At 41.5% G+C, this 23,377-nt stretch carries 23 protein-coding genes; 7 read left to right on the forward strand and 16 right to left on the reverse strand.

Annotated elements, in window-relative coordinates:
* Positions 1 to 4: 4 nt before the first annotated feature.
* Positions 5 to 757 (reverse strand): SDR family NAD(P)-dependent oxidoreductase, encoded by a 753-nt coding sequence (locus tag NYE29_RS26230; protein WP_340898077.1) that lies wholly within the window; start codon positions 755 to 757, stop codon positions 5 to 7.
* Between the two features lie 3 nt (positions 758 to 760).
* Positions 761 to 1,174 carry a MarR family winged helix-turn-helix transcriptional regulator gene (locus tag NYE29_RS26235; protein ID WP_076111100.1) on the reverse strand — a complete coding sequence of 138 codons (414 nt, stop codon included), beginning with the start codon at positions 1,172 to 1,174 and terminating at the stop codon, positions 761 to 763.
* Positions 1,175 to 1,804: 630 nt separating this feature from the next.
* Between NYE29_RS26235 and NYE29_RS26240 the strand changes: the two genes are divergently transcribed.
* The 3 genes from NYE29_RS26240 to NYE29_RS26250 all read left to right on the forward strand — a co-directional run bounded on the left by NYE29_RS26240 (position 1,805) and on the right by NYE29_RS26250 (position 3,700).
* Positions 1,805 to 2,452, forward strand: a complete 648-nt coding sequence (locus NYE29_RS26240; protein ID WP_076111098.1) for a FusB/FusC family EF-G-binding protein — start codon at positions 1,805 to 1,807, stop codon at positions 2,450 to 2,452.
* A 254-nt stretch (positions 2,453 to 2,706) separates the two neighbouring features.
* Positions 2,707 to 3,198, forward strand: a complete 492-nt coding sequence (locus tag NYE29_RS26245; protein ID WP_083675667.1) for a DinB family protein — start codon at positions 2,707 to 2,709, stop codon at positions 3,196 to 3,198.
* A gap of 52 nt (positions 3,199 to 3,250) precedes the next feature.
* Positions 3,251 to 3,700: a YdeI/OmpD-associated family protein gene (locus NYE29_RS26250; protein WP_340898078.1), complete on the forward strand. Its 450-nt coding sequence runs from the start codon at positions 3,251 to 3,253 to the stop codon at positions 3,698 to 3,700.
* 967 nt (positions 3,701 to 4,667) lie between these two features.
* Here NYE29_RS26250 and NYE29_RS26255 read toward each other — a convergent pair.
* Positions 4,668 to 4,970, reverse strand: a complete 303-nt coding sequence (locus NYE29_RS26255; RefSeq protein WP_340898080.1) for a MazG-like family protein — start codon at positions 4,968 to 4,970, stop codon at positions 4,668 to 4,670.
* A gap of 252 nt (positions 4,971 to 5,222) precedes the next feature.
* Here NYE29_RS26255 and NYE29_RS26260 point away from each other — a divergent pair, with 252 nt between their 5' ends.
* The gene (locus NYE29_RS26260; RefSeq protein WP_439823166.1) at positions 5,223 to 5,372 is read left to right on the forward strand and encodes a hypothetical protein; all 150 of its coding nucleotides are present in this window, start codon (positions 5,223 to 5,225) and stop codon (positions 5,370 to 5,372) included.
* Positions 5,373 to 6,233: 861 nt separating this feature from the next.
* Here the strand turns inward: NYE29_RS26260 and NYE29_RS26265 are convergent.
* On the reverse strand, positions 6,234 to 7,220 hold the full coding sequence (locus NYE29_RS26265; protein ID WP_340898081.1) for a zinc-binding dehydrogenase: 987 nt from the start codon (positions 7,218 to 7,220) through the stop codon (positions 6,234 to 6,236).
* A gap of 135 nt (positions 7,221 to 7,355) precedes the next feature.
* On the opposite strand from NYE29_RS26265, the gene NYE29_RS26270 reads away from it, so the two are divergent.
* Entirely contained in the window at positions 7,356 to 7,931 is a 576-nt protein-coding gene (locus NYE29_RS26270) for a TetR/AcrR family transcriptional regulator (RefSeq protein ID WP_340898082.1), read from the forward strand.
* Between the two features lie 113 nt (positions 7,932 to 8,044).
* Positions 8,045 to 8,602, forward strand: coding sequence for a sugar O-acetyltransferase (locus NYE29_RS26275; RefSeq protein ID WP_340898084.1), 558 nt, complete (start codon positions 8,045 to 8,047; stop codon positions 8,600 to 8,602).
* 230 nt (positions 8,603 to 8,832) lie between these two features.
* Here NYE29_RS26275 and NYE29_RS26280 read toward each other — a convergent pair whose 3' ends face one another.
* The 7 genes from NYE29_RS26280 to NYE29_RS26310 all read right to left on the reverse strand — a co-directional run bounded on the left by NYE29_RS26280 (position 8,833) and on the right by NYE29_RS26310 (position 15,189).
* Complete coding sequence (locus NYE29_RS26280) at positions 8,833 to 9,825, reverse strand: alpha/beta fold hydrolase (protein WP_340898085.1); 993 nt, start codon at positions 9,823 to 9,825, stop codon at positions 8,833 to 8,835.
* Positions 9,826 to 9,847: 22 nt separating this feature from the next.
* Positions 9,848 to 10,831: an alpha/beta fold hydrolase gene (locus NYE29_RS26285; RefSeq protein ID WP_340898086.1), complete on the reverse strand. Its 984-nt coding sequence runs from the start codon at positions 10,829 to 10,831 to the stop codon at positions 9,848 to 9,850.
* 369 nt (positions 10,832 to 11,200) lie between these two features.
* Positions 11,201 to 11,959, reverse strand: a complete 759-nt coding sequence (locus NYE29_RS26290; RefSeq protein ID WP_340898087.1) for an ABC transporter permease — start codon at positions 11,957 to 11,959, stop codon at positions 11,201 to 11,203.
* Positions 11,956 to 12,705: an ABC transporter permease gene (locus NYE29_RS26295; RefSeq protein WP_076110827.1), complete on the reverse strand. Its 750-nt coding sequence runs from the start codon at positions 12,703 to 12,705 to the stop codon at positions 11,956 to 11,958. Before NYE29_RS26295 ends, NYE29_RS26290 begins: the two co-directional genes overlap by 4 nt.
* Positions 12,702 to 13,415, reverse strand: coding sequence for an ABC transporter ATP-binding protein (locus NYE29_RS26300; protein ID WP_076110828.1), 714 nt, complete (start codon positions 13,413 to 13,415; stop codon positions 12,702 to 12,704). Before NYE29_RS26300 ends, NYE29_RS26295 begins: the two co-directional genes overlap by 4 nt.
* Positions 13,416 to 13,507: 92 nt before the next feature.
* Complete coding sequence (locus NYE29_RS26305) at positions 13,508 to 14,515, reverse strand: sensor histidine kinase (RefSeq protein WP_340898090.1); 1,008 nt, start codon at positions 14,513 to 14,515, stop codon at positions 13,508 to 13,510.
* Positions 14,512 to 15,189, reverse strand: coding sequence for a response regulator transcription factor (locus NYE29_RS26310; RefSeq protein ID WP_340898091.1), 678 nt, complete (start codon positions 15,187 to 15,189; stop codon positions 14,512 to 14,514). Before NYE29_RS26310 ends, NYE29_RS26305 begins: the two co-directional genes overlap by 4 nt.
* Positions 15,190 to 15,442: 253 nt before the next feature.
* On the opposite strand from NYE29_RS26310, the gene NYE29_RS26315 reads away from it, so the two are divergent.
* Positions 15,443 to 16,408, forward strand: a complete 966-nt coding sequence (locus NYE29_RS26315) for an NAD(P)H-dependent flavin oxidoreductase (RefSeq protein WP_076110831.1) — start codon at positions 15,443 to 15,445, stop codon at positions 16,406 to 16,408.
* 344 nt (positions 16,409 to 16,752) lie between these two features.
* On the opposite strand, the gene NYE29_RS26320 is transcribed toward NYE29_RS26315, so the two are convergent.
* From NYE29_RS26320 to NYE29_RS26340, 5 genes are all read right to left on the reverse strand, one after another.
* Positions 16,753 to 17,184 (reverse strand): hypothetical protein, encoded by a 432-nt coding sequence (locus tag NYE29_RS26320; RefSeq protein ID WP_076110832.1) that lies wholly within the window; start codon positions 17,182 to 17,184, stop codon positions 16,753 to 16,755.
* A gap of 391 nt (positions 17,185 to 17,575) precedes the next feature.
* Entirely contained in the window at positions 17,576 to 18,103 is a 528-nt protein-coding gene (locus NYE29_RS26325; RefSeq protein WP_340898093.1) for a hypothetical protein, read from the reverse strand.
* A gap of 1 nt (position 18,104) precedes the next feature.
* On the reverse strand, positions 18,105 to 18,440 hold the full coding sequence (locus tag NYE29_RS26330; protein ID WP_340898094.1) for a CdiA C-terminal domain-containing protein: 336 nt from the start codon (positions 18,438 to 18,440) through the stop codon (positions 18,105 to 18,107).
* A 1,209-nt stretch (positions 18,441 to 19,649) separates the two neighbouring features.
* Positions 19,650 to 19,997, reverse strand: a complete 348-nt coding sequence (locus tag NYE29_RS26335; protein WP_340898095.1) for a hypothetical protein — start codon at positions 19,995 to 19,997, stop codon at positions 19,650 to 19,652.
* A gap of 17 nt (positions 19,998 to 20,014) precedes the next feature.
* Entirely contained in the window at positions 20,015 to 23,374 is a 3,360-nt protein-coding gene (locus tag NYE29_RS26340) for a deaminase domain-containing protein (protein ID WP_340898096.1), read from the reverse strand.
* Between the last annotated feature and the right edge of the window lie 3 nt (positions 23,375 to 23,377).

Consider the following 23,377-nt stretch of genomic DNA (forward strand, 5'->3'; position numbering starts at 1 on the left):
TTATTTATTTGGCGTAGTATCCGCCGTCAATTGGCAGCTCAACGCCTGTAATGTAGGAGGAATCATCCGAAGCCAGGAACAGGACGCCTTTGGCGATGTCCTGAGCTGTGCCCAGGCGCATAAGCGGGGTCTGTGCGAAGAACCACTGCTTCATTTTTTCATCCTTGAGCAGATCCTCGGTCATTGGGGTTTCAATATAGCCTGGATGTATGGAGTTGGCGCGGATGTTATGCTTGGCATAATCTACAGCAGTGGCCTTGGTCAGCATACGTACGGCACCTTTACTGGCAGTGTATGGACCTGCGCCGCTTCCGCCGGTCAACCCGGCGATCGAAGAGATGTTGACAATTGAGCCGCCGCCGGCTGCGATCATGTGCGGAATGACTGCTTTTTGTCCGAGGAAAATACTGGTTACATTGATGCCCATCGTTCTCTCCCAGCGTTCCACGGTTTGTTCCATAAATGGAGTCGGATCAGAAACACCGGCGTTGTTGACCAGAATGTCGATGTGGCCGTACGCCTTCAAGGTTTCATCAACGACCCGTGCCCAATCTTCTTCGGAGACAACGTTTTGCTTTATTCCTATGGCTTCGCCGCCGTTTTCCCGGATCTCTTGGACAACCTCCTGCAGCTTCTCTTCCTGTAAGTCAGTAATTACAACTTTGGCACCTTCTTTGGCGAACAGCAGGGCGTCTGCTTTACCCATCCCGCCGGCTGCTCCAGTAATTACCGCTACTTTATGATCTAATCTTCCCATGTGTTATTCCTCCTGTGACTTTGTATTGGTTATGTTCATATTCAGCTCTAAATGATCGATCATTTTCTGATAAGAATGGATGAGAAGGTCCAGCTCTGTGCCGGAAAATTCACTCCATAATCCGTCTGTCAGTTGTTTGTACCGTTCCAGCATCCGTTGTTCGACTTCACGCCCTTGGTCTGTGATCTTCAAGTGCACCTGGCGCCTGTCAGTTTCAGATACCACGCGTTCAATATATCCCTTCTGAACGAGCTTACTGCTTAAATTGGTGATGGCAGAGAGCGTTACACCCAGCACATTGGCAAAATAGGAGCTGGTCTGCTTGTCATGCTTCGCCAGGGTCTGCAAAATAAAATATTGGGGCGCCGTTAAATTGTTGTCCAGTAATTTGGTGTAGCTCGCTACCAGTGTCAACATATGGCGGCTGATTAAATAAGATAGCTGATCCTGCTTGTCCAGTAGTCATCACCTCAAAAATATACTTTAAATATTTAAATAGTTAATATGGTTTAACTATTTAAATGTAAACCTTTTTAGGATGTCAGTCAACTGACCTGGAGCATGGAGGGGATGGTAAAATTTAGCTTGATTGATGCACTCATTGACTACTACTGATACCATGCCTAAAAAACCACATAATTTATGCGGTCCCTTTATTGTAAAGAGCTTATATCCATTTGAGTTGAAGTATGAGCATGCAGAGCGGAGCGGAATTGAGCTTACAGGTACATTTTCAAGAGCGGGGAGTTTTTTTGTCTTAATATCGCTTACATGTATTGGTAATAAAATAGATGAGAGGGAAACAGAAAAATTGCACCTCCTGGGATATCTTGATATACTTTTCACATGTGAATTTGATTGGGGGTTGTACTGATGGCAAAGCAGAATTGCTCATTAGCTAGGAAGTCCTCATGCAAAGCCTAATCTGGGGCGATACTTTGCGTGGGGGCGGTAGGATGGATACGATCGCCCAACCTTGACTTTATCGTTTCTAATAATAGGCTTTGCACCTTATGTTTTATATAAAAAATAAGGGGCTGAAGAGCTATGAATACACCATTTATTAGAAACCATCAGTATAACGTCATTAAGAAACAAACGGATTTTCTGCAGAAAACGCTGCGAACCGTCGCGGATCGAAACGTCTTGAAGACTGTAAGATATCGTGCAGCTGCGAATATTATTGAAGCCATTCCTAACCTTACAAATGATCAGCAGCAAATGCTGGAACAAATATCGGCCTTCGAAAGTGCATATGATTTCCAGAGATTTCTGGGCGCATTAGAACCCTATCTGGAGCCATTTCCACCAATTACGTTGAAGCAGATTCAGAAACTATTCCCTAAGAATAAGAAGCTGAAGGTGCCTGACTTAGGATCTATCGACTTCCGATATGTAACGTATCTGAGTTGGGTAGACATAGCTACGAACAAATTATTCATTGTCTATCCGTTCGAAGGACAATTCATTGGTATCGAGGGAAGAATCACGCCCACTAACAAGAAAGGGTACTGCTTGTTCTGTAATCGCCATCAAGAGCTTGCATTCCTCACGGTTAAGACCAAGCCAGCGAACGCCTCGCCGGATAATATTTCTTCTATTGGCCAGTACGTATGTCTGGAGAGCGATGCTTGTAATCAGAGCATTACCGATATAGGATCATTGGAGAAGTTCATTTTTTCGGTTCGAAAATAACATTAACTACGACAGGCTGCCCTAGAGGCAGTCTGTTTTACTTTATTCTATGTATAAGAGTGCTTATTAGATCGCGTAAACTGAATGTTGAAAGGCGATACAGCCTGAGCGACGAACGCCGAAGTGATCAGGAAACTATTTGAAATACGTATCGGGTGGAACTAGCTTGGGGGTTCACAAATTTGCCAATAGCACTGCTGAGAATGAGAAGGTTTTGTTTGTTGAAATCAAGAATATAGTCACAATACTAAATTATGAGAATTGAGTTGATGAGCATGAGTGACCAGATGGTAGCTGTCTTAAGAAGACAGTTTGAACCGACGTTAGAAATGTTGAAGCAACTTATCGAAGTATGTCCTGATGATTTTTGGATGGATGCCAAGCAAAAATACTGGAAGCAGATATTTCATGCTACAACCAGTATGAAATTTTGGTTTAGGCAGCAGAAGGATGAAGAATTCAAAATACCTGACTTCGGCAAGGATATAACAGAAGCCCTAGATAAGGAGTGCGCTGACTACCCTACTAAACAGGAAATGACGGAGTATGTTGAGGAGATATTGAGCGTGGCCCGTAGGTTTTTGGATGAACTTACTGACGACAAATTATTGGAACCATGTGTACTATTCGAAGAAATAACTAAAACTGATGTAATCCTAATGCAGATCCGACATGTTCAACATCATATAGGTTATTGCAACAACATACTGAATTCAAATCACCTAGAAGCAGTAAAGTGGTTATGATAACGTGAGTGATAGAAATCAGCTTCTTTCACAATGAGGAGTGTTATTCAATATGGTTTATGAATTTGATAGTGAGATAAAGATGCTGGAAGGTAAAATGAAATGGAAAGTGGTTTATTTTCCATATTCAGTAAGGGAAGTATTCAATACTAATGGTAAAGTATCTGTTCAAATCACCGTTGACGGGCACGAGTTTGACCATACGTTGTTGCCGTCAAAAAATGGGCATTATTTTGTTTATAATGAATTTATTCGAAGAGCAGTACATAAAGAGCTCGGTGACAAACTCCATGTAGTTCTTAAAAAATGTGAGGAAAACCGTAATATTGTTTTGCCGGATTACATTTCAAAAAGCCTTGAAGATCACCACATACTGAATACATTCCTAACTCAGCCTGATTACATTAAACGAGAGCAGATAAATTATATTGAAATTGCTAAAAAGGAAGAAACAAAAACTAACCGAGTAATAGCTTTAATTAATAAACTTCAAGATAAATAAATCCTGTAGTATAAAAATTACACAAAAGTCCCACAATCTATGAAAGAAAGTTGATTGCGGGACTTTTGTGTCTGAAAAATCAAATGAGGGTTATAATTGCTTCAACATTACAAATGTTATAGAAGTTCAGATTTAGATGTTACTGGACATTCTGCGCGTGTAGTTCCTTGTAAACTGACTATATAAGTGAAGGACTTCATGATGAAATCAAAATGATTCAGGAATGGATCATGTTTTAAAATGTTATTATATGGTAAATATTTGATGATAAAATAGGGAGGTGACATGAGTTAAAAAATAGGATCAACTTATCTGAGGAAATGTAATATATAAACCTAATAATGAGGCAGTTAACAGTGTAAATGAAATTTTATTGCCAAATTAATTTACAGGACTAATTGGATCCATAAGTAAAGGAATAAATGAATTAACGGCAAATCCTGCAGTTGGGACTGCAGGATCAGAATTAAGTAAGATCCGGAGAAATTCATTTGATAATTCAGACGATTCGAGTTACATAACCAAGTACAGTCTAATTACAGAATATCGTATTGAATGAACGCATTAAATAAATGAAAAGTATCATGCAGGAAAAAGAAATTAATATTCTAAAAAAATGATAAAGAGTAGTAAAATTTCATTTATATTATTACAAGCATAATAAGCCGGATCAGATGCAAAAACGGCTTGAATTAGGCTGGTCCGGTTTATTTACTCAATACTTATTCACAAAACCCGTATTTTGTACATATGTCTATGAGATGCCTTATACTTAGGATATCCATTAACAAGCCAATTATAAACAAACACAACTCCAGTGAGTTGTGTTCAATAAACTACTACTCTCATCATTTTGTCCATTAAGCGTAAAACTTCTTTGGTTGGAATGATGTAGTCCCCTGCTTCAATTGGATCTGTCCCTATCTTTACATGAGGTGTCATACCGTGTGCCGAGTGAGGAATAGTTTTATTCTTTTACTTTTGTAAGTACACCATTTTTATTTTCGTATATTCTTTTTTCATTTTTTTCCATTTTACACACTATCTCTTCTTCCAAGTTAATTCCTAGAAGTTCCGAAAGCCCTATTAAGTAGAGTGCAACATCAGCCAATTCTTCACCCAAATCGTCTTTTTTTTTCAGATAAGCTTCGCAAGCTTCTGATAATTCGCCATATATAAAACAAAATTCTTTATAAATATCAGTAACATTAAATCCTTTCGCAATTTTATTCTGATAAACTCTTTTTTGTAACTGTAATAAATCAATCATTTTATTCACCTATCCTATATATAATTTTTATTTGCAATAGATAAGTCTTGGTAGAAAGCTTTTTTATATGTCGGGATTATGATTGATATTTCCGGCAATTCATATTCTCCTTTCATAAAATGAAATATAATACTTTTTATTGCAAATTAAATTCTTTGATGTAATTATATGGCTTTTATGAAAAACATTATATACTATAAAATCTCTGTTATATATGGCTCGAATTTCGGATAGGGGTTCAATATTTCGGAGATATCGGTTTATAATGCTGAGAGAACCTATGACTATTATCTCCAGCATTTTGGCAGCAACAGTCTGGACAACAACGGGCTACAGATCCGTTCCACGGTCCATTACTACACTTCATATAACATCGCCTTCTGGAATGGAGCTTTTAGATAATCATCAAATCGGCAATAGTGCCATGTTCTTGTACATTTGCCGAATACCCCCTTTCTAATGCATCTAATGCAAAAAAACAACCGATTATTTAGGGTTGTTTACAGTCGTTTAATTATGTTATTTACTGCAATTTGATTGGCGTTTAGTCATGTTTTTTACAAATGAATCTACGTAATCCTTTAAGGCATTGTTTTCTGGCCAATTCAATGCGATTCGCATTGGTGTATACGGTCTCATTTTTGATACTTATGTTCAGCTAAACCGAGCAATTAGAATAATACCAGCACCTCGAATTGCTAAAGCTACACTAAAGAACCCACGCCTAGTGTGGGTTCTTTAAGGACACCATATTTGTGGTCTAGAAAACTTACACATTATTACATTATAAAGCGTTGGTTTCACCCATAGCTGTACTAGTACAATGACCAAGACAAATGTAAGGTTACTAGCGAGCATGTTGCTTAAAGTGATGCTGTCCGGTCTATTGAACTGTACATAAAATTTGATACGGTCAGGGTACTAGTATCATGATTCTTTATTACTGATGATCATATTGAATAATTCTTCTGCTACTGCATTTGGACCTTGTTGTCCATCAGGATTTTGCTCTGACCGTACATATCCAGGATCGAACAATTCCACTGTTATATCATGTTCTTTTTCCTCAACAGCTAAAGTTTTCTCCCGAAACGGCTTAACACTTGATCGCGCAGTTTATTCATATCTTCTAGTCATGTAACAGCTGCTGGTATTATACAGGGTTGGCCGTTTGATTGATATTATCGCCGAAACTCCCTCCAGTTTCCCCTTCCGTCCACCTACCAGAACGACCATTGATCCCTCTTTTGCAAACAGTCGCTCCTAAATGACTCTGGCTGCAACCTTGCCGGTGACCTTGCCTTCTTTTAATTTTTTCAAATAGGATGGAATTTCTTCCATGGTTATCGTTGTGATTTGTGGAGGTACAATCTTTCCTTCTGCAAGCAATTTACCAAAATGATCGCCAATCCTTGCCAGATTGGATTGTGCATTAAAATCACCTTGTGTATGAGCAGCACCAAGTGCTATCTCGTGTAAAGACATCCCTTTGTCATAAAAACGGATTCGGCTAAAATCAGGGAATCCAGCCGTTACAACCATTTCGCCGCCGAAGGCAAGAATCTCAAGGTCTTTAGTCGCACTATCGGGACTTATCGTATTTAAAACGTAATCAACACCCCGGCCATTAGTCAGATTCAAGATTTCTTCATTTACACTTCCTTTAGTAAAATCAATTGCCTCATCCGCCCCTAGAACGCGTACATAGTCGATATCCTTTCCTAAGCAAGTAGTAATCACTTTCAATCCACACATTTTTGCTAATTGAATCGCATATCCCCCTACACCCCCTGCACCGCCATGAATCAATATGGTGCCACCGGATTGCGGTTTAAGTTTCTGCATTATCGCTTGATACGCCGTATATCCTGCTGCCGGAACTACCGCTGCCAGTTCGAAAGGTACTTCATCCGGCAGTTTGCTTGCAGTGTGAGCTGTAGTCACAGAGTATTCCGCAAATCCGCCATCGAGATTATTAATGCTGCGAAGATAGTACACGCGGTCTCCAATTTTAAAATTGTTCACGCTGCTGCCAACGGCATCTACAATTCCTGCAATTTCTAATCCCAGAACGCGTTTCTTCTCGGACTCCAGACCATCGTACTCAGCCACTTGGTAATCCGAAGGGTTCAATCCTGCTGCATAGACCTTCACTCTGATCTCATTATCTTTGGGTTCTGGTATTTCCCTATTTGTAACAACAGTAAGGCTGTCCAGTTCCCCTGGTTTTTCAAGAATTAGTGCTTTCATAAGATTTCCCCTCTCAAATTCAATTGACAAAATTCATTAAATAACATACATTCGAACTGACATTACAATTGTAACATCATATCAAACAGGGTCAATGCATGATAGAACGGGCTTAACAAAGAAGGGGGGATTGTAATGTCTGAGAAAGAAGTTACGGAGTTACAACGTATGGAAGGCCTCAGGTTATCAAATGAGGAATCTAATCGAATCACTAGATCAAGTATTGAAGCTGCTTTGGTACTGCTTATGAAGGATCAGGCTTTTGAGGATATAACGATTACAGGTATCGTTAAACGGGCCGGGGTGTCCCGCACTGCTTACTACCGGAATTACAACTCCAAAGAAGATATTCTACAGAGTACGATGAAGGAAATTGTAGATAAAATCGTTGCTGCGATGAATCTGCATCATCCAATTAGAAACTCTTATGATTATTGGCTTGCTTTATTTCAAACTTTAGAACAACATATCGACTGCTTACAAATTATCCTGAAAGTTAACATGGCAGATACTATACTTAGCGAAATGCAAGACGCACAATTGATTAGATCAAAAGAAGTATCCTTACTTACGAACTACGCTGCTTACTTTTGGAGCGGTGCCATTTACAGTGTAGCTGCAAGTTGGATTAGAAGCGGTGCGAAGCAATCCGCTGAAGAAATGGCAATGCTCTGCTATAAAATAATAGAAGCGGTAAATGGTGATTGTTGACAACGTAAATCTTATTACAGATTGTAATTTCAATCCAAGATCATATCAGAATAGTTTTTATGTGAACGCCCTATCGTATATACTTAGTAAAACGTTGGAATAAGGGGATATTTATGAGCGAACCTAAGAAAGGAAAGTTCTACTACGAACGTGGAACGGATGAACTACGGGAGAAAGGCTTGCGTGTCCAGAAGCTTATTAAGGCTTTCAATGACTGCGACCCTGAGGATGGGAAAGAGAAAGAAAGATTGATTCGAGAGTTGTTTGGAAGCGCTGGTGAAGGAATAAGCATCGAGCATAATTTTCATTGTGACATAGGTTATAACATTCATGTGGGACGCAACTTCTATGCTGGCTATAACTGCACCATATTGGATATGGCTGAAGTTCACATTGGCGACGATTGCATGTTTGCACCGAACGTCGGAATCTATACAGCTGGTCATTCAATTGAACCGAAGGACCGAAATAAAAGTGGGTACGGCATACCGATTACGATTGGCAACAATGTCTGGATTGGTGGGCACTGCGCCATTTTGCCAGGAGTGAAAATTGGTGACAATTCTATTGTTGCGGCGGGCTCAGTAGTAACAAAAGATGTACCTGCAAATACGATTGTTGCAGGTAATCCAGCCAAGTTATTGAAGCATATTGCAGAGGAAGAAAATTAGTTCACTTCCACGTGGCTTTGAACTAACAGAAACGTTATTTCAACAAACAGCGGCAGTCTATAACTTTATTTTCTAGTTCAAGGCTGCCGCCGTTGGAAATATTGGGGGCGAGATCCGTTCCGCAGATTCCTGTCATTTCAAATTTTTTCGTCTCCTTTTGTTCGTAAAAGAGTGTAACTGCAACGCAAAAAAAAATCGCGCAGCGCGCGATTTATGATGGTATCAGACTGTTAATCTGTTGAGTTTATTCCTCCAGTAAAATCCCTTATTTTTTCAGAGATTTCTTTTGGATGGGAACGATACAGATAATGTCCCGCGTCCAATAAGACCATTTCTCCATGTACAGAGTTCTGGATCTGCTTCTCATGTTCCGGAATCCATCGGTCCGTCGCAGGGTGATTCGCCTGAAGAAAGAAAAGGACAGGTAAATTGGCAGGAAAAGTAAGCTTTTCTGCTGCTTTAAAGTTGGAATACATGCTCACTGCCTCATTTAATTGAGTTGTATTATACATGTTTTTGCGTATCAAGATGTCCAATTGTTCTTTAGCCGCTTTATCATAAGGCAGTCCTTCATAAGGGTCAGCACTCAGTTTCAATTGTAACCGGGCAAAGCCCAGGTTGCGGAACCATTTAACCGGTTCTGTATCAGACGAATCAATTTTCTGTTCGCTTAGTGATGGAACACTGCTGTCCAGCCCGATAAAGGCTTTCACTTCATTTGGATATTGGTTCACATAATCCAGACTATAGAGCCCGGAAATGGAGTGAGCAATAAGGGTGTAACGATCGATCCGGAGACTTTGTAACGCTTCATGAATTTCACTTACTATGTTGGCTGAACTGCGCTCCTTCCGGGATTGATCGCTCAATCCGTAACCAAAAGGTTCGATCACGACGACTTTATAATAAGGGCTTAACTCCGATAGGAGTGGCTTAAAATCAAGTGCAGGCGCCGCTGTTCCATAACCGGGAAGAAGCACTACGGTTTCTTCGCCTTCGCCTTGGATGAAAACATTCATATGCTTACCATCTACAGACACAAGCTGACCATACTGTTCCATTCTTTTTTGTTCTGAATGACTGCTGATTTTGTTTACGGTAAACACGATGGCGATAAAAAGTAGTATAGCTATAACCACTGCGGCGATTACTTTTAATGAAATATGCAGCACTCTTTTTACTATTGAACGCTTCCTTACTTCCTCTCCTGCTGGTTGTGTCAAACTCTCTCTCTCCCTACTCTTATTATTTGAAAGGTTGTATTTGCTTCATGTAAGCTTTGAATGCCCCGGCGATTTCTTTGAATTTCGTATGATGCAGGTAATGTGAGCCTTCCATCGGGATCATTTTTCCCTGTGCCGATTGTTTGACTTGTGCCTCATGCAGCGGAACCCACTGCTCATTGTTCTCGTTATTCGACTGGACGAAGAGAAGCACCGGCAAATCGTTAGGGTAGGTAAGTTGTTCTCCATTTTTGAAATTGGTACCGAGATGTCTGAGCTCATTCATCATTGTTGGATTGGTCGCGACTTGATTCGAAATGAGACGCATTTGTTCTTTAGTATACTCATCGAAGGCAAGTGACTCATATGGATCTTCGCTCACCTTTTGGAGCAATCTCATCAGACCTGATTTTTGCAGAAACTGCATGGATTTCAGAGGCAATTTGACATCCATGCCGGTCTGATTCGGAACACTGCTGTCGATGCCGACAAAAGCAAGAACCTCATCCGGGTAGCTGTTCACGTAGGACACTCCGTATAGTCCAGTGATGGAATGTCCCATAAGAACGTAACGGTCAATACCCAACTGCTGCACAGCTTCGTGAACTTCACTGACGATATTCTCTGTTGTTCTTACCTTCTCAGTTTCGTCGCTCAACCCGTATCCGAACGGCTCAATCGCTACGACTTTGTATTCGGGAGACAATTCATCGATCAGCAATTTGAAATCAAGCACTGGCGACGGAGTTCCTTGTCCAGGAAGAAGGACGATTGTCTGTTCGCCGCTGCCTTGAATAAACACATTCATTTTTTTACCATCCACATTGACATACTGGCCGTACGGTTCGATTTTCTTTTTCTCGACCCCGTTACTGATCACATTAACGATAAACAAGATGCCCATGAACAGCACAAGCGCCCCGAGAAGACCTCCTATTATTTTCAACCATAGTTTCTGTTTTTTGCGGATTCTGTTCCCTGTCTTGATTTCCACCATTCCTGTCACGTTCATCTTCTCCTGTCTTTATATCTGTAGAGCCGCGCTAGCGACATATTCAAAGTGTAATCAACCAAGATGTCCCCTTCGTGACGGCAATATGAACGGAGTATGAACAGGCACAGAAAGAACGTTATCATGACAGCCAAAACTGTGAAACCCTTCTCATGTCCTGCATAGCAATGAACCGAAATATATAACTAATACTAGCTTTGGAATTACAAATTAAATACTTCGAGTACTACTTTACTCACCCAATATAATAAATACTCTCTTCTATTTGCTATACAAGCAGTTAAAAGAGAGTATTTTTGTTCCTAAGCTATTCCCACTCAATTTTCTCAAGAACATCCCGTGGGATTCATCGATGGAATAAACTTACGCATCTCGTTTACGGTAAAATACAATAGCTGCTGCAAAAAAGATCAGTGTCCATAACATTGAAATACCTGTCCCTTGCATGGGTGTAAGGACATTTATCTCATCAGAGGAAGGCGGCATATACATATAATATCCTGCCGTATCCGGAAAATAATTTTTAATACTAGGTAGAAAATCTCTCGACAATGGACTGACAATGAAATAATAACCAAGCAATACCACTAAGGCAGGAGTAGTTCGTCTTAATAAAGCACCTATAGCTGCACTGAGAAGTGTGGTTAATGTTAGATAGCCTGTTGCACCTGCTAATGTTTGTATCATTGTGTCTATTTCTATCACTACTGCTATGTCTCTCATCATAATAAAAGTATATAGTACACCTGATGCAGCAATAATAAACGCAGCAGGAATAGTTATAATTGCCAATGCCAAATGCTTCGTGGATAATTGGAACTCACGCCAAGGTATCGTAGTTAAAGTAGTTCGAATTTGTCCACCCGTATACTCCGAACAAGTAGCGAAGATACCAAGAATAATGAAGCCTGCTTGAAGATATCCCATAGAAGAAAGTCCTATATTCAGTATACTCTGCGTTCCTGCAGCTCCTTGTAGACCAGCAGAAGTAAAAGCTGCGGCTAAACCTAAATTAAGAATGAAGGTACCCATAAGAGTGCGCCATATCAATGGTAATGTAACTAATTTATCCAGTTCAGCACCAAGGATTTGTGTTATCTTTCTACTAGATGAGACACTCATGATGCAACGTCCCTCCTATGGAATACAATAGCTGCAACAATGAAAATAACGGCTACCCAGGCAAACATGACTACACCGCCTGTGAACGGGGTGTGAAATCTGTCGCTCATAAATATAAACATTTCAGCGCCGGCCCTATCTGGTAAGTAAAACGCCAACTTTGTAACCTTAGAAAGCAGGACACTAAATGATACAACGGATGAATTTATCATGAGCACAGCAAGCGGGATAATACCATTCTTTGTTAGAACAGTAATCCCAAAGGCTAAAAGAGCAGTGAATGTCCAGTAACAAACTGCACCGATAAGTTTAGACCATTCAAATGCAGGAGCATATTCACCAAGAATAAGATGCGTTGCTGATACAGTTGTCATAATAGCAACAATACATAACAGTATGCTGATCACTGTCACAGCGCCTGCTTTTGCCAGCAAAAAAAGAAATCGGGATGAAACAACAGTTAAACTTGTTGTAATCTGTTGTCCTCCACCAGATTCACTGCTCTCTGTCAAATACTCACTGCTGACAGCAAGCACACCAAGAATAATGACACCTTGCACACCAAGAGCTAAGCCAATATATCCAACTTCCGATAGCCGTGTGCTAACTCCAGCTATAATCGCATCTTTTTCTGCTATACTGTCCAAGGCAGCAATGACCGCTGGGGCAAATGCTCCAAGAAGAAAGGCAAGCCAAATGCCCGGCAGGGAGAACAATTTAGATAGTTCCGCGTTGAATGCTCTCATACAACCTCACCTGCATTTTCAGATGTCAGGGCAAAAAAGGCTTCCTCCAGCGTGGAATGGTTACCTATTACTTCTTCCAATGTTCCATCTGCAACGATTTTTCCATGCTTAATAATCACCACATCATCAACAGTCTCTGCAAGTTCTCCCATTAGATGACTGGACAGTAACACCGTGTTTCCAGACTCAGCACGTTCACGTAAAAATGTCCGAATCCAACGAATTCCTTCTGGGTCGAGCCCGTTTACGGGTTCATCTAAAATCAATATTTGTGGATCACCAAGTAATGCAGCAGCCATTCCAAGTCTTCTTCCCATACCAAGGGAATAACTTCCAACTCTTTTGCCAGCCGCATTAGTAAGACCCACTATTTCCAGAACTTCCTCGACACGTGAGCGGGACAATCCTGCGGCACGGGCAATCCAACGCAAATGTGCCCGTCCTGTTCGCATACGATGAGCTCCAAATCCATCAAGTGCGGCACCTACGGTTGCTAGAGGATTATGTAATTCTGCGAATGGCTTTCCATTAATTAGCGCACTCCCTGAGGTGGCACGGTCTAATCCAAGCAGGATGCGAAGTGTAGAGCTTTTACCTGCCCCATTTGGACCTAAAAAACCAGTTACTCTGCCTGGTCTAGCTTTAAAACTAATACCTGATAAGATTTCCCCAGTTCCGCGATGTTTGACTAAGTTATCAACTGTAAGCAACCATAACACTTCCTTTCTGTTATGGTTCTAATTATAAAGAAGCAAAGTTACATCCCGGTGATCATGCTGTTTAATTCTGGGTTACCTTTAGGTTAAGCTCTACCTATAACCACTCTTGTGCCATTTTCATTTGATGTAAAGTCAGCTTTCAGCTTCATTTTTTTCAACATATAATTTGAAGCCGATAAACCAATTCCCGCCCCACGCCCATAGGAAGAGTTATCCATACCTGGACCTCTGTCTGCAACAAGGATCTGTTCTTTTTCTACATCTACCATAATGTGTACATATTTCCCCTCTGCTGCGTGGCGAAGAATATTCTGAAATAAATTGTCCAGAACCCGTGTCATCCATTTAGGATCTGCTTTCCAATAAAAAGTCTCCTCTGCCGGTAAATCAACATCAACCTGAATTTCTTTTTCTTCAAATACAGGATACCACGCAGCAACAGATGCTCTTACTAAACGTCCAATATCTGTTGAAATGGGCCCAAAAGGATGTTTCCCTGATGTAAGCAATGTATAGGAAAGTAAATCATCCATTAGATCTCCGACTCTTGTAATCGTATAGTTCATCTCTGTTAATGAGTTTTGTCCTTCTAAACTTATTGCTTCTTTATTTAATCTGGTGATATGTCCTCTCAAAATAGTAAGTGGCGTTCGTAAGTCGTGAGATAAATTCGCAATGAGCCGATGTCGTAATAATTCCTCTTCATATTCTCGCTTGCGGCTGTCTTCAAGCTGCTGAATCATCCAATTAAAAGAACTTCCTAACTGGTCTATTTCATCCATACGATCTCTTTGAACAGATATTGGTTTAGGAAATGAATTATTATTAGCTGAAAATGACATGACTTCCTGTAAGCGGGTGAGACGTTTACGAAGCCTCAAGAAGAAAATCCAAGATATTACAACAAATGCTACAATAATAAAACCAAACAATAGCAGTACAACGTAAAAATAATTTAACTTATTCAGCTCTTCTTCATTAAAAGGAGACTCAATAAACGCAGATAAGAAAATAAGTACAATCGGAGGAAAAAAGATAAATAGAAAATGTCCTTTTAGAAAACGACGAAATAATGATTTAGTCTGTTTCATAGTTTCACCCGATAACCTATTCCCTTCAACGTTTCAATAATCTCTGGGGAATCCGGATGACGTTCCAACTTTTGGCGCAGTCGATGGATATGTACCATTAATGTTTTATCACCTGTTATAAAAGCTTCTTCCCAAACGGCTTCATAGATTTGTTCTTTTGGTAAAACTTGATTAGGGTGGCGTAAGAAGTACATTAAAATTTGATGTTGTTTCCCTGTCAATATAATTTCTTCTCCTGTGTGTTTGTCAAATACCATTTGAACTTCTGGATCTAATTCAATATCATTTCCTAATGAAATACGTTCGGAATGTGTTACGCCACTTCGACGGATTAATACTTCTAATCTTGCAACTAATTCCTCCGTATGGAATGGTTTCGTTAAATAGTCATCAGCAAATTGTAAACCTTCTACCTTATCATCTATCGATGTTCGGGCAGTTAACAGCAAAATAGGAACAGCAGGAGCTGCCTTTTTTAATCGTTTTCCCACTGTAAATCCGTCTAAACCGGGTAACATGATATCCAAAATAACGATTTCATGCTGATTTACTTCTTTTTCGGCTCCATCACCAGAAAGCAGCCACTGAACTGAAAATCCTCGCTGCTCCAATTCTTCTTTTACCCAACTGCCTATTTTCTCATTATCTTCAATATATAATATGTTTTTTTTCAAGTAACATCCCGCTCTCTAAATTGAGTTCACTATTAGACAGAATAACACAATCTAAAAAATGGTTTCCAGTTAAGACAATTTTATCGTTCGTTAATAGAGTGTCATAAAAAGAGGCATACTTGAAAGACATGATATTTAACATAGTTTGAGCATGCTCACAGTCACATCGGGAAAGACTTAACTGTGTTAAGTTATAGCTAATTACTCCAGAGGAGTTTTTATAATGTTTACAACTTGTGAAAGAGGTGTGTAATTGAAACTTCCAACAATCCAATTCGGACATATTAAATCCAGAGTTCCTGTTATTCAAGGTGGAATGGGCGTAGGCATATCCTTAAGTGGACTAGCCGCTGCTGTAGCCAATGCAGGCGGGATCGGCACCATCTCTGGTACAGGGATCACTACTGAAGAGCTGAGAATGCATATTCGCAAAACAAGAGAACTCTCTAAAGGGATTGGCTATATCGGTGTGAATGTACTATTCGCAGTAAAGGATTTTGCCGAAAAAATGAAGGTTGCTTTGGAAGAAAAGGTTGACTTTATTATTTCTGGAGCCGGAATTTCTAGAGATATTTATGCTTGGGGTAAAGAATATGGTACTCCTGTGGTAACTATTGTTTCATCCGCCAAATTAGCCAGAATTTCCGAAAGACTTGGTGCCTCCGCAGTCGTTGTGGAAGGGTTCGAAGCTGGGGGCCATTTAGGTACAGACAGATCCATGTTTGATATCCTTCCTGAAGTCTTAGAGGCCGTTTCGATTCCGGTTATTGCTGCGGGTGGGATTCTGACAGGCGATGATATCGCAAAAGCCCTTCGGATTGGCGCATCTGGTGTTCAAATGGGTACCCGCTTTGTGGCTAGCCATGAGTGTGATGCTCCCTTAGCCTTCAAGCAAAAGTATGTAGATGCTCAGCAAGGAGATACTGTCCTCATCAAGTCTACAGTGGGTCTAGAAGGTAGAGCAATTCGGAATGAATTTACAGACCGGATCAGTGATAATGCCAAAATAAAGATAGTCAAATGCTATGATTGTCTAAAGGTTTGTTCACATCGCTTCTGTACAATGGAATCTCTGCTTACTTCCCTTAGAGGAGATGTTAAGAACGGTTTGGTTTTTGCTGGGTCCAGAGTCCATGAGATTAAAGAGATTTTGTCCGTCCAGCAGATTATCGACAATTTAATGAATGAGTATCAAGGGGCATTGAATCCGACAACTTAAAGTTGTTATAAGATATAAAAGCACGATTAACCACTTAAGCTTGGGATTTCCGAGCCTAAGTGGTTTTTTATTTCGCTTGATAACCGTGCCTGGCTCTAATGGGACTATGTTCATGTCTTCTGACATCGGAGGATAAGAACTTAGTTCCTTAGCCGATACCTGCTAATTTTCTGCCATAAAAAAGCCCTTTTCAGAAATCGTTCTAATTACGTATATGCCCATGAAAAAAAGGACAGTTAAACCAGATCGGTTCAACTGTCCAATGCTTTTCACAGGGGCGTGGTTAACTACTTCAGCGAATGTTGCTTTTGTTACCTGGTTGGACGCAAATCTTAGTGCAGAACTTAAATTACGCCATCTCCTCCAATAGCTGTCGCAGTAAATACTACTGGTCCAACTATAGTGATGAAGGTAGTGCCCGGATTCGAATTTTCAATACCCAATTGATAGTTTATAACGCCCAAAGGGGCACCATCAACCCATAGAACATTTATTTGCTTAATTTCAGGATTTGCTGTACCCACAAGTCGAATATGAGAGCGATATATTACTGTCCCAGCTCTGAGAATTACAACATTGAAATTATCAGGAGTTACAATCTGGTCAATGTTAATACTTCCTTTTAACTCAACTCTATTTGAGAAAGAAGCAGGATTTTCCGGAGGAATAACTACTGAGGTATCAAGTATCCCAATATTTTGCCCCGGTGGAATTGTTAATGCAACAGCTCCTAATGGATTTAACGCCTTTGAACCATAACTTATAATTGTTGCCATCTATCATTTCCCCTTCCAAGTTTTATACGTTATTATACGTAGAACCGAAATGAACGCTTGGACTTCATTCCTGGTAGTTATACACATTTTCAATGATAAAGATAGAGATCTGAAGAATGTGGGGTTCTTTTCATTAAGGACAGCTCTTGAAAGTTTTCAGTTATCGGCTGACAAAAATATTACATGGGTTATGTCTAATTGGAATCAGCTGCTCGATTCATTCGGCACTGGGTGGGGTATTTTTGAATAGCCGCCACTTGTATGACTATATTTTTTAGCATGAAGCGGCAGATAAAAAAGAAACCACAACACGGACGGCAAGCTCGCATTGTGGCGTGGTTAATATGGTTACACAGAATTATTGATAGACACCAAAAATCTGGACAAACCTCTACTCTTCTACTTCACTTGTTTTTAAGAAATCTACTTCTTCATAAGGATAATTCAGTAGTTCTAGATTTTCTTTAGTCATATACCAGATTCGGTGTTCATCTAAATTATTATTGATGAACAAACTCCCTTTAATTCTTTTCAATAGTGGATTTGAGGAATCATCTTCAACAACCAAATCCTGTTCGTTCAATCGCAATAATTTTCCAATAAATTCAAGGAATTTTAACCATCCGATATCAAATGTACGCGATATAAATTGAATACTAATATTAACGTTTGTGTTCACACCATACGTTTCGAGATTCAGCTTGCGATAACGTTCTGTATATTCTTCCTCGTCATCTAAATTAATGCTTATAGAAAAATAAGTGCAACCAATACTCAAATGTTGAGTATCAGACCAATCCTTTACTTCTGCTTCATAAATATTTAATTCCAAAACTAATACCTCACATATCATATTGTAAAGCAATTTTCTAAAAACTTCTCTAGGTAAATCAGAACCAATAGATAGCCAAAAATCCATTTTACTCAAACCTCCAATACGCTCTAGTTACTTGACGGCCTTCAATGATTAGTAGTTCATCTAAATGTTTTAAATCTTTTTGTGTTTGACTTTTTATAAATTCAATAAGTTCAGCCCTTTTTCCAACAGGGTAATCATTTAAATTTAAAACTATTCTTCTTGCTTGTTTTGTAGTTTTCTCTCTGAGAGTTCTAAGAACGTTGTCTAGCTTCGTACCTAAATCAGGAGCGTAACAATCAAAAACTTGCCTATCAATTATGAAGTCTGGACTTTTAGAGGGATCAATACCATAGCCGTTTCCATCAAATGCATTTCCACTGGGGACTTCGTCAAGCATTGTCGTACGATATCCATTTTCCGCTAACACATTCGCGGCTTCATTTTATCTATCTATTCCTCGAGTATCTTTACCCGTAGCTTCAGCGTAATTTCCTTCTGGTTTCCCACTCTTAAGTGATGAAGGTTTAGTAATTATAGCATTTGGTCTGATTTTAGGTGTAGGACTATACTTGTCACCATATCCTTTTCAATTTTGTCAGAAGCGTTGCTCCTTCAATTTTTCTATACAATAGGGTAATGTGACAGTTAAGCCCTGTACAAAAGAAGAAAATCCCTCGCAAACGGCGGGGGATAGGTTAGCCAAACAACGGCAAGTATTTACGATAGTAATCTATGTGATCGTCGGATAGCCGCCAATCATACTGATTTAGGAATCGAGCAGCTTTGGCTAAGACTTGATTTCGAAGAACGAGATCATTGTGTTTAGACTTAGTAAGGTAATGTGCAAAGCTTAGCTCGACTTGCTCCTGTGACATCAGTTCTTTGACATTCTTGACGAAGATGCCATTCAGTTCATCAAGATCAAAGCCATGTCCGAGCCCGTTCTCCCATCGCATCAGGGTTAAGGCGTATCTAACGGTAGTCGTTTCATGAATTCGCCCTCCCTGCTGTGGTGGCGGGGGTGTGAAGCTCTTGCTCAACTTTCCATTTCCTACACATTAGATACTGCCGCTGTGCTTCTTGCTCATCATAGCCATTTTGTACCATGACATTCAGGATGGCGCGCGGGGGATGGAATCGGTATAGCCATACAGGCAACTACGGAACCTCTCCTATGAGATGTCATTCAGGACAACAAACGCCCGATGTGTCAACCCTAGTTTCTGAATGCATTCTTTAACTGGATAATTTATGTATGATTTCTCCCTTCAAGTTGTCTTCCCTAATAGGTTAGACACTCTACAGGCAAAATCACGCCAGACATACAGAACATAAGGTGTTTCATCTTGAATTTGTCACATTCGAATAATCCATGAATAACAAGACAGTCTAGATAGTAACGGTAAGCCCCAAGTGTATTCAATTAGATTCCGCATCTCGTCACATTATTTGGATGATTCTCAGGTTCAGTTTAATCTTCGCGCGGGCATGAAAAGCTAAATTTGCTTGGCTTCATTATCTCCCGCTCGCTTAATGGGCGGTGTATGGTGCGCATGGCTAATGATCCATTTCTTTTACTTATAACCAGTTAATTCATAGAAGTGTCTTAGACTGTTGTTAATAAATCCTTTATCCCTTCTACAAATAAAACCCTTTCTTCAAGTTCTTTATTATCAAGCCCCTCCTGTCTCCAATACTTCACCAATTTATTCGAATGTATGATATCCATTGCTTGGGATTTAATGTCGTCTCTTAAGTCGCCATGTTCAATACCTAACTTTGCTAAGACAAGGTACAAAATCCATTCAACATCTTGAAAATCGTCAGTTTGAATTTCGAATTCTACGATTGACCTTGAAGTTGCTTGATTAACAGTGAATCCCTCACTTAAATATTTTTCAAAGCCTTGTGTACCATATTTTATTACTTTATCGTATGACAACTTATTTACCATGGTAATCGCCTCCAAAACTATCTCTTTTTTAAATTACGGTTAAAGTAAATAACCAATTCTACATTAGGAAACATTTCTTTAAATTCCTGGATGATAGGTGTACAACTGGCACATGGTTCTCTATCAGTATAGAAATCAATTTTTCCAGTTACATCTTTATTCACAGCCCCTTTGCTGCCACCGAGTTGTTTTGCAACATCTTCGAGAATTTTATACTCGGTATCCCATTTCCTACTATAAGCCCCCTCTCTATCTACCTCATTCCACGGATTAACATCTTTAGGCTCGAATATTCGTTCTTCGATCTTTTCGGGTGGTAAAGGAGAGTAACCTTCTGACCATTTCTGATCTGCATCCTGAATTTGACTATGCGCTTTAAATTCTTTCTTTAATCCAGGAATCTCAACACGGGCTAGTCCATAGTTACCTAAATCTCTTATTTCTTCAGGCAACAAATCTCGAAGTTCTTGACTACGTCGATAGAGTTCTCCTCCAATTCCTGGTGTATTTTTCTTTACTTTATTAAGACTAAGTTCATCCGTCCCCTTGTTCAACTTCTCAAGAAGTTTCTTTTCTTCTTGTAAATACTTATCGAAATTGGAGGCTTCACGAGCTTTTTTACTTTCTTCAATGTTTCTTAATATTCTCTCTCTATCATAAGGTGGTGGATCAATCTTTTCCTTTTTTGTTTTCGTTACTTTAGCCGTCCCCTCAACTGACCGCGACGAACCCTCCGCTTTTGGTTTTCCCACTGTCCTGGCATCATCTGCCCCTGCAAGACTCTTGCTCCTTGCTAGGTCATCCATCAAACCGCCATCTTTAACCACCATTTCATGGGGCAGGTTTGTTTTAAGTTTAGCAGCGGTGTCCGCTTCGTTCGTCAACGCCTTCAAAGCATCATCCAGCGCCGCAATATTCTTGCGGTTCGCTATTTTATCCGCTGCCTTATACAAGCCGTGCTTGAGCAGACTGGCCAGGCTCACAAAGGCGATGCCAATCCCCAGTCCATCCAGCAGTGACTGGTCCATGCCGAGGAAGGTCGGATTCGTATAGGCGTTTCCGTTCTTGAGATCGTTCAATTTCTCCACGTTGACCACGATCACACCTACGCTAAAGGCGATGTCTGCAGCCGCCAAGAGATATAACGATCCTCCGGCTGTCGGAATCGCCGAGATGATCGCCACCACGCCGAATAAGAGGTTGAACTCCGCGATCAGCATTTGGGGGTCTAGGATTAATACCTGGAACGTATATCGAGATAAGTATACTGTTTTCTCCATTTTTTTGCTCAGATAATCCGGTTTCTGCGGCACGACATTCTGCAGCAGCCAGTCATCCAGCGCGGGCTCCAGGACAGGCGTCATCTGGTCCACCAGATGACGGATTCCCGTTGCAGCCAGTAGTCGCTCCATAACTCCCGGCTGCTTGCTTTGCTGAGGTGCGCTTGCGGCCAGTTCTGGCTGTGCTGGTATCATCGCCTCGATCTCCGCTTGCGATTTACCTTCCTTTCTGCCTTGCTCTATGATCCTCTCCGCACTTTGATTCCAGGCATGAACCGCTGTCCGGTTCCGGTCCTCCACCTCATAGAGCTGCTGGTTCTTCTCCAGCTCCGCTTGTTTTTCTTCCTCGCCCTGCTTCTCCGGCTCGCTGGCGGGCGGCTGGCCATACCTCTTCTTATAGGCGCTCTGCTGCTCTTCCGCCGACTTCCCGCCCATCCAGCTTCGTGCCGCTTCTTGGGTACCCGGATTGCCGCTCGCTTCAGCCGCCACTTTGGAGCGGATATCCGCTCTTTGCCCTTCTGTTAATTGCGTGGCCGCACCTAATTTAAGGCTTAAATCTATTTCTTGCATCATGATTTCACCTTTGGCCAGTTCGTCAATATACAGCTCCTTCAGCTCGGCATCCGTCAGCAGCTCCATGTAATCTACTTCGACTTTCTGGAAGTCGATCTTGCTGCTATGGATCCCCACCCGCTTCTCGCTGACGACCATATAATGGGCGGCGTTCGTTTGCAGCGTAATCTGCTGCGAAGCCCGCATCCGGATGGATTCCAGTATTCCCTTTCCGCCCCCGCTTCCCAGCTCCATCCGGTTGCTCGCCACCAGCAATAGATCCTCGCTGGCCTTAACGGTAATGTTCCCGCCATCCAGATGCAGGCTGACCGTCCCTTTCTGGAACAGGACGCCGTCGTCTCCCAGCTGCATTTTCGCTTCGCCCGGCATCTCGAACACCTTCGTCGTCGGCTTCTGGAACACTGTCCGGCTCTTCATCTCCTCGCTTCCGCCGCGAACTGAGTTAATCGCCATCGCCTTCTTCTCTACCCCGCTTGGAAAATACACCTTGATCCGCGCACCTTCCTCCGGCAGACAGTGAAAGATATTGTTCCCTTCCCCAGAGTACGGAAACCACCAGTTCCCTTGTGCGTCATGCCCGGCATCGATGTCCAGGTGCACCTTCACCATATTGTTAGCCCGTTTCACGACCCGGCCTTCAAGGGATGCCCCTTGAATCGCCTCATTGCGCCGCGACTTCCTTCGCAGTGTCTGGCGTTTCACCAGCACATATTCATACTGCAGCAGCCCGGATTCAAAGCTGATCACCGATTCGGAGACGACCCACATCTGATTCTTAAAAAGAACATCGTCTCCGACCTGGAAATATTGACCGCTGACAACCCGATAACGGACAAAATCCCCCTCATGGAGCTGATCCGCTTCCGTTCCTTCCGCATGCGCCTTCAGCTCTTCATAGGCGGCCCGGTCCTTTAAGACCGTATAATGCTTGGACTTCAGCTCCTCTCCCCAGGACAGGTCCGGCACGCCGAAATAGACGCGCGGTGCATCCAGTGTGACATCCGGCAAGATCACTGTCCCTACCCGGGAAGCCAGCCGTTTCATAAACTGCCAGTCAGTTTCACCGTATTGAACCATTAAGGTGCCCAGGGCGTCCTGCTTGCCCGTCGCCATATTGTGCGCATCCCCTCCGGGATAGTTCGCAGTAAGCTTCGCGATGGCTTCCGAATAAGTCAGATGTTTATTCTGGTACGACCGGTTCTTCGGCTCCATATCCATCGCATAGCTGCGTGAGAGCGCCTCGATTTGCACATGAGGAATCCCGTCTTCCATTTGGATATCTACATTCGTAATACCGCCGGCGAACCAGCTCTCCACCCGCGGCTTGGCCGGTTTGCGGAAGACAAGGCTGTCTTCGAAGCTGCTTCTCAGCAAGCAGGCTTCCGCTTCTTCTTCAGTCATGACCGCCGTAAACGTGCACCGCGCATGTGTATTAAATTTCCGTTCAATCCGGAAACTGCGGATCGCTTTTAGCTCATAAGGCCACTGCAGCTCGTAGCCATCCCCTTGATACTCTGCTCCCATGCC

This window comes from Paenibacillus sp. FSL M7-1046, from assembly GCF_038007405.1.
Classification (GTDB): Bacteria; Bacillota; Bacilli; order Paenibacillales; family Paenibacillaceae; genus Paenibacillus_AQ.

Coding starts and splice junctions, on each gene's coding strand:
- NYE29_RS26325 (WP_340898093.1), bottom strand. CDS start 18,103: ATGGATTTTTGGCTATCTATTGGTTCTGATTTACCTAGAGAAGTTTTT.
- NYE29_RS26340 (WP_340898096.1), bottom strand. CDS start 23,374: ATGGGAGCAGAGTATCAAGGGGATGGCTACGAGCTGCAGTGGCCTTAT.
- NYE29_RS26305 (WP_340898090.1), bottom strand. CDS start 14,515: ATGAAACAGACTAAATCATTATTTCGTCGTTTTCTAAAAGGACATTTT.
- NYE29_RS26270 (WP_340898082.1), top strand. CDS start 7,356: ATGTCTGAGAAAGAAGTTACGGAGTTACAACGTATGGAAGGCCTCAGG.
- NYE29_RS26240 (WP_076111098.1), top strand. CDS start 1,805: ATGAATACACCATTTATTAGAAACCATCAGTATAACGTCATTAAGAAA.
- NYE29_RS26255 (WP_340898080.1), bottom strand. CDS start 4,970: ATGATTGATTTATTACAGTTACAAAAAAGAGTTTATCAGAATAAAATT.
- NYE29_RS26335 (WP_340898095.1), bottom strand. CDS start 19,997: ATGGTAAATAAGTTGTCATACGATAAAGTAATAAAATATGGTACACAA.
- NYE29_RS26235 (WP_076111100.1), bottom strand. CDS start 1,174: ATGTTGACACTGGTAGCGAGCTACACCAAATTACTGGACAACAATTTA.
- NYE29_RS26265 (WP_340898081.1), bottom strand. CDS start 7,220: ATGAAAGCACTAATTCTTGAAAAACCAGGGGAACTGGACAGCCTTACT.
- NYE29_RS26290 (WP_340898087.1), bottom strand. CDS start 11,959: ATGAGTGTCTCATCTAGTAGAAAGATAACACAAATCCTTGGTGCTGAA.
- NYE29_RS26320 (WP_076110832.1), bottom strand. CDS start 17,184: ATGGCAACAATTATAAGTTATGGTTCAAAGGCGTTAAATCCATTAGGA.
- NYE29_RS26250 (WP_340898078.1), top strand. CDS start 3,251: ATGGTTTATGAATTTGATAGTGAGATAAAGATGCTGGAAGGTAAAATG.
- NYE29_RS26330 (WP_340898094.1), bottom strand. CDS start 18,440: ATGCTTGACGAAGTCCCCAGTGGAAATGCATTTGATGGAAACGGCTAT.
- NYE29_RS26295 (WP_076110827.1), bottom strand. CDS start 12,705: ATGAGAGCATTCAACGCGGAACTATCTAAATTGTTCTCCCTGCCGGGC.
- NYE29_RS26230 (WP_340898077.1), bottom strand. CDS start 757: ATGGGAAGATTAGATCATAAAGTAGCGGTAATTACTGGAGCAGCCGGC.
- NYE29_RS26245 (WP_083675667.1), top strand. CDS start 2,707: ATGAGAATTGAGTTGATGAGCATGAGTGACCAGATGGTAGCTGTCTTA.
- NYE29_RS26275 (WP_340898084.1), top strand. CDS start 8,045: ATGAGCGAACCTAAGAAAGGAAAGTTCTACTACGAACGTGGAACGGAT.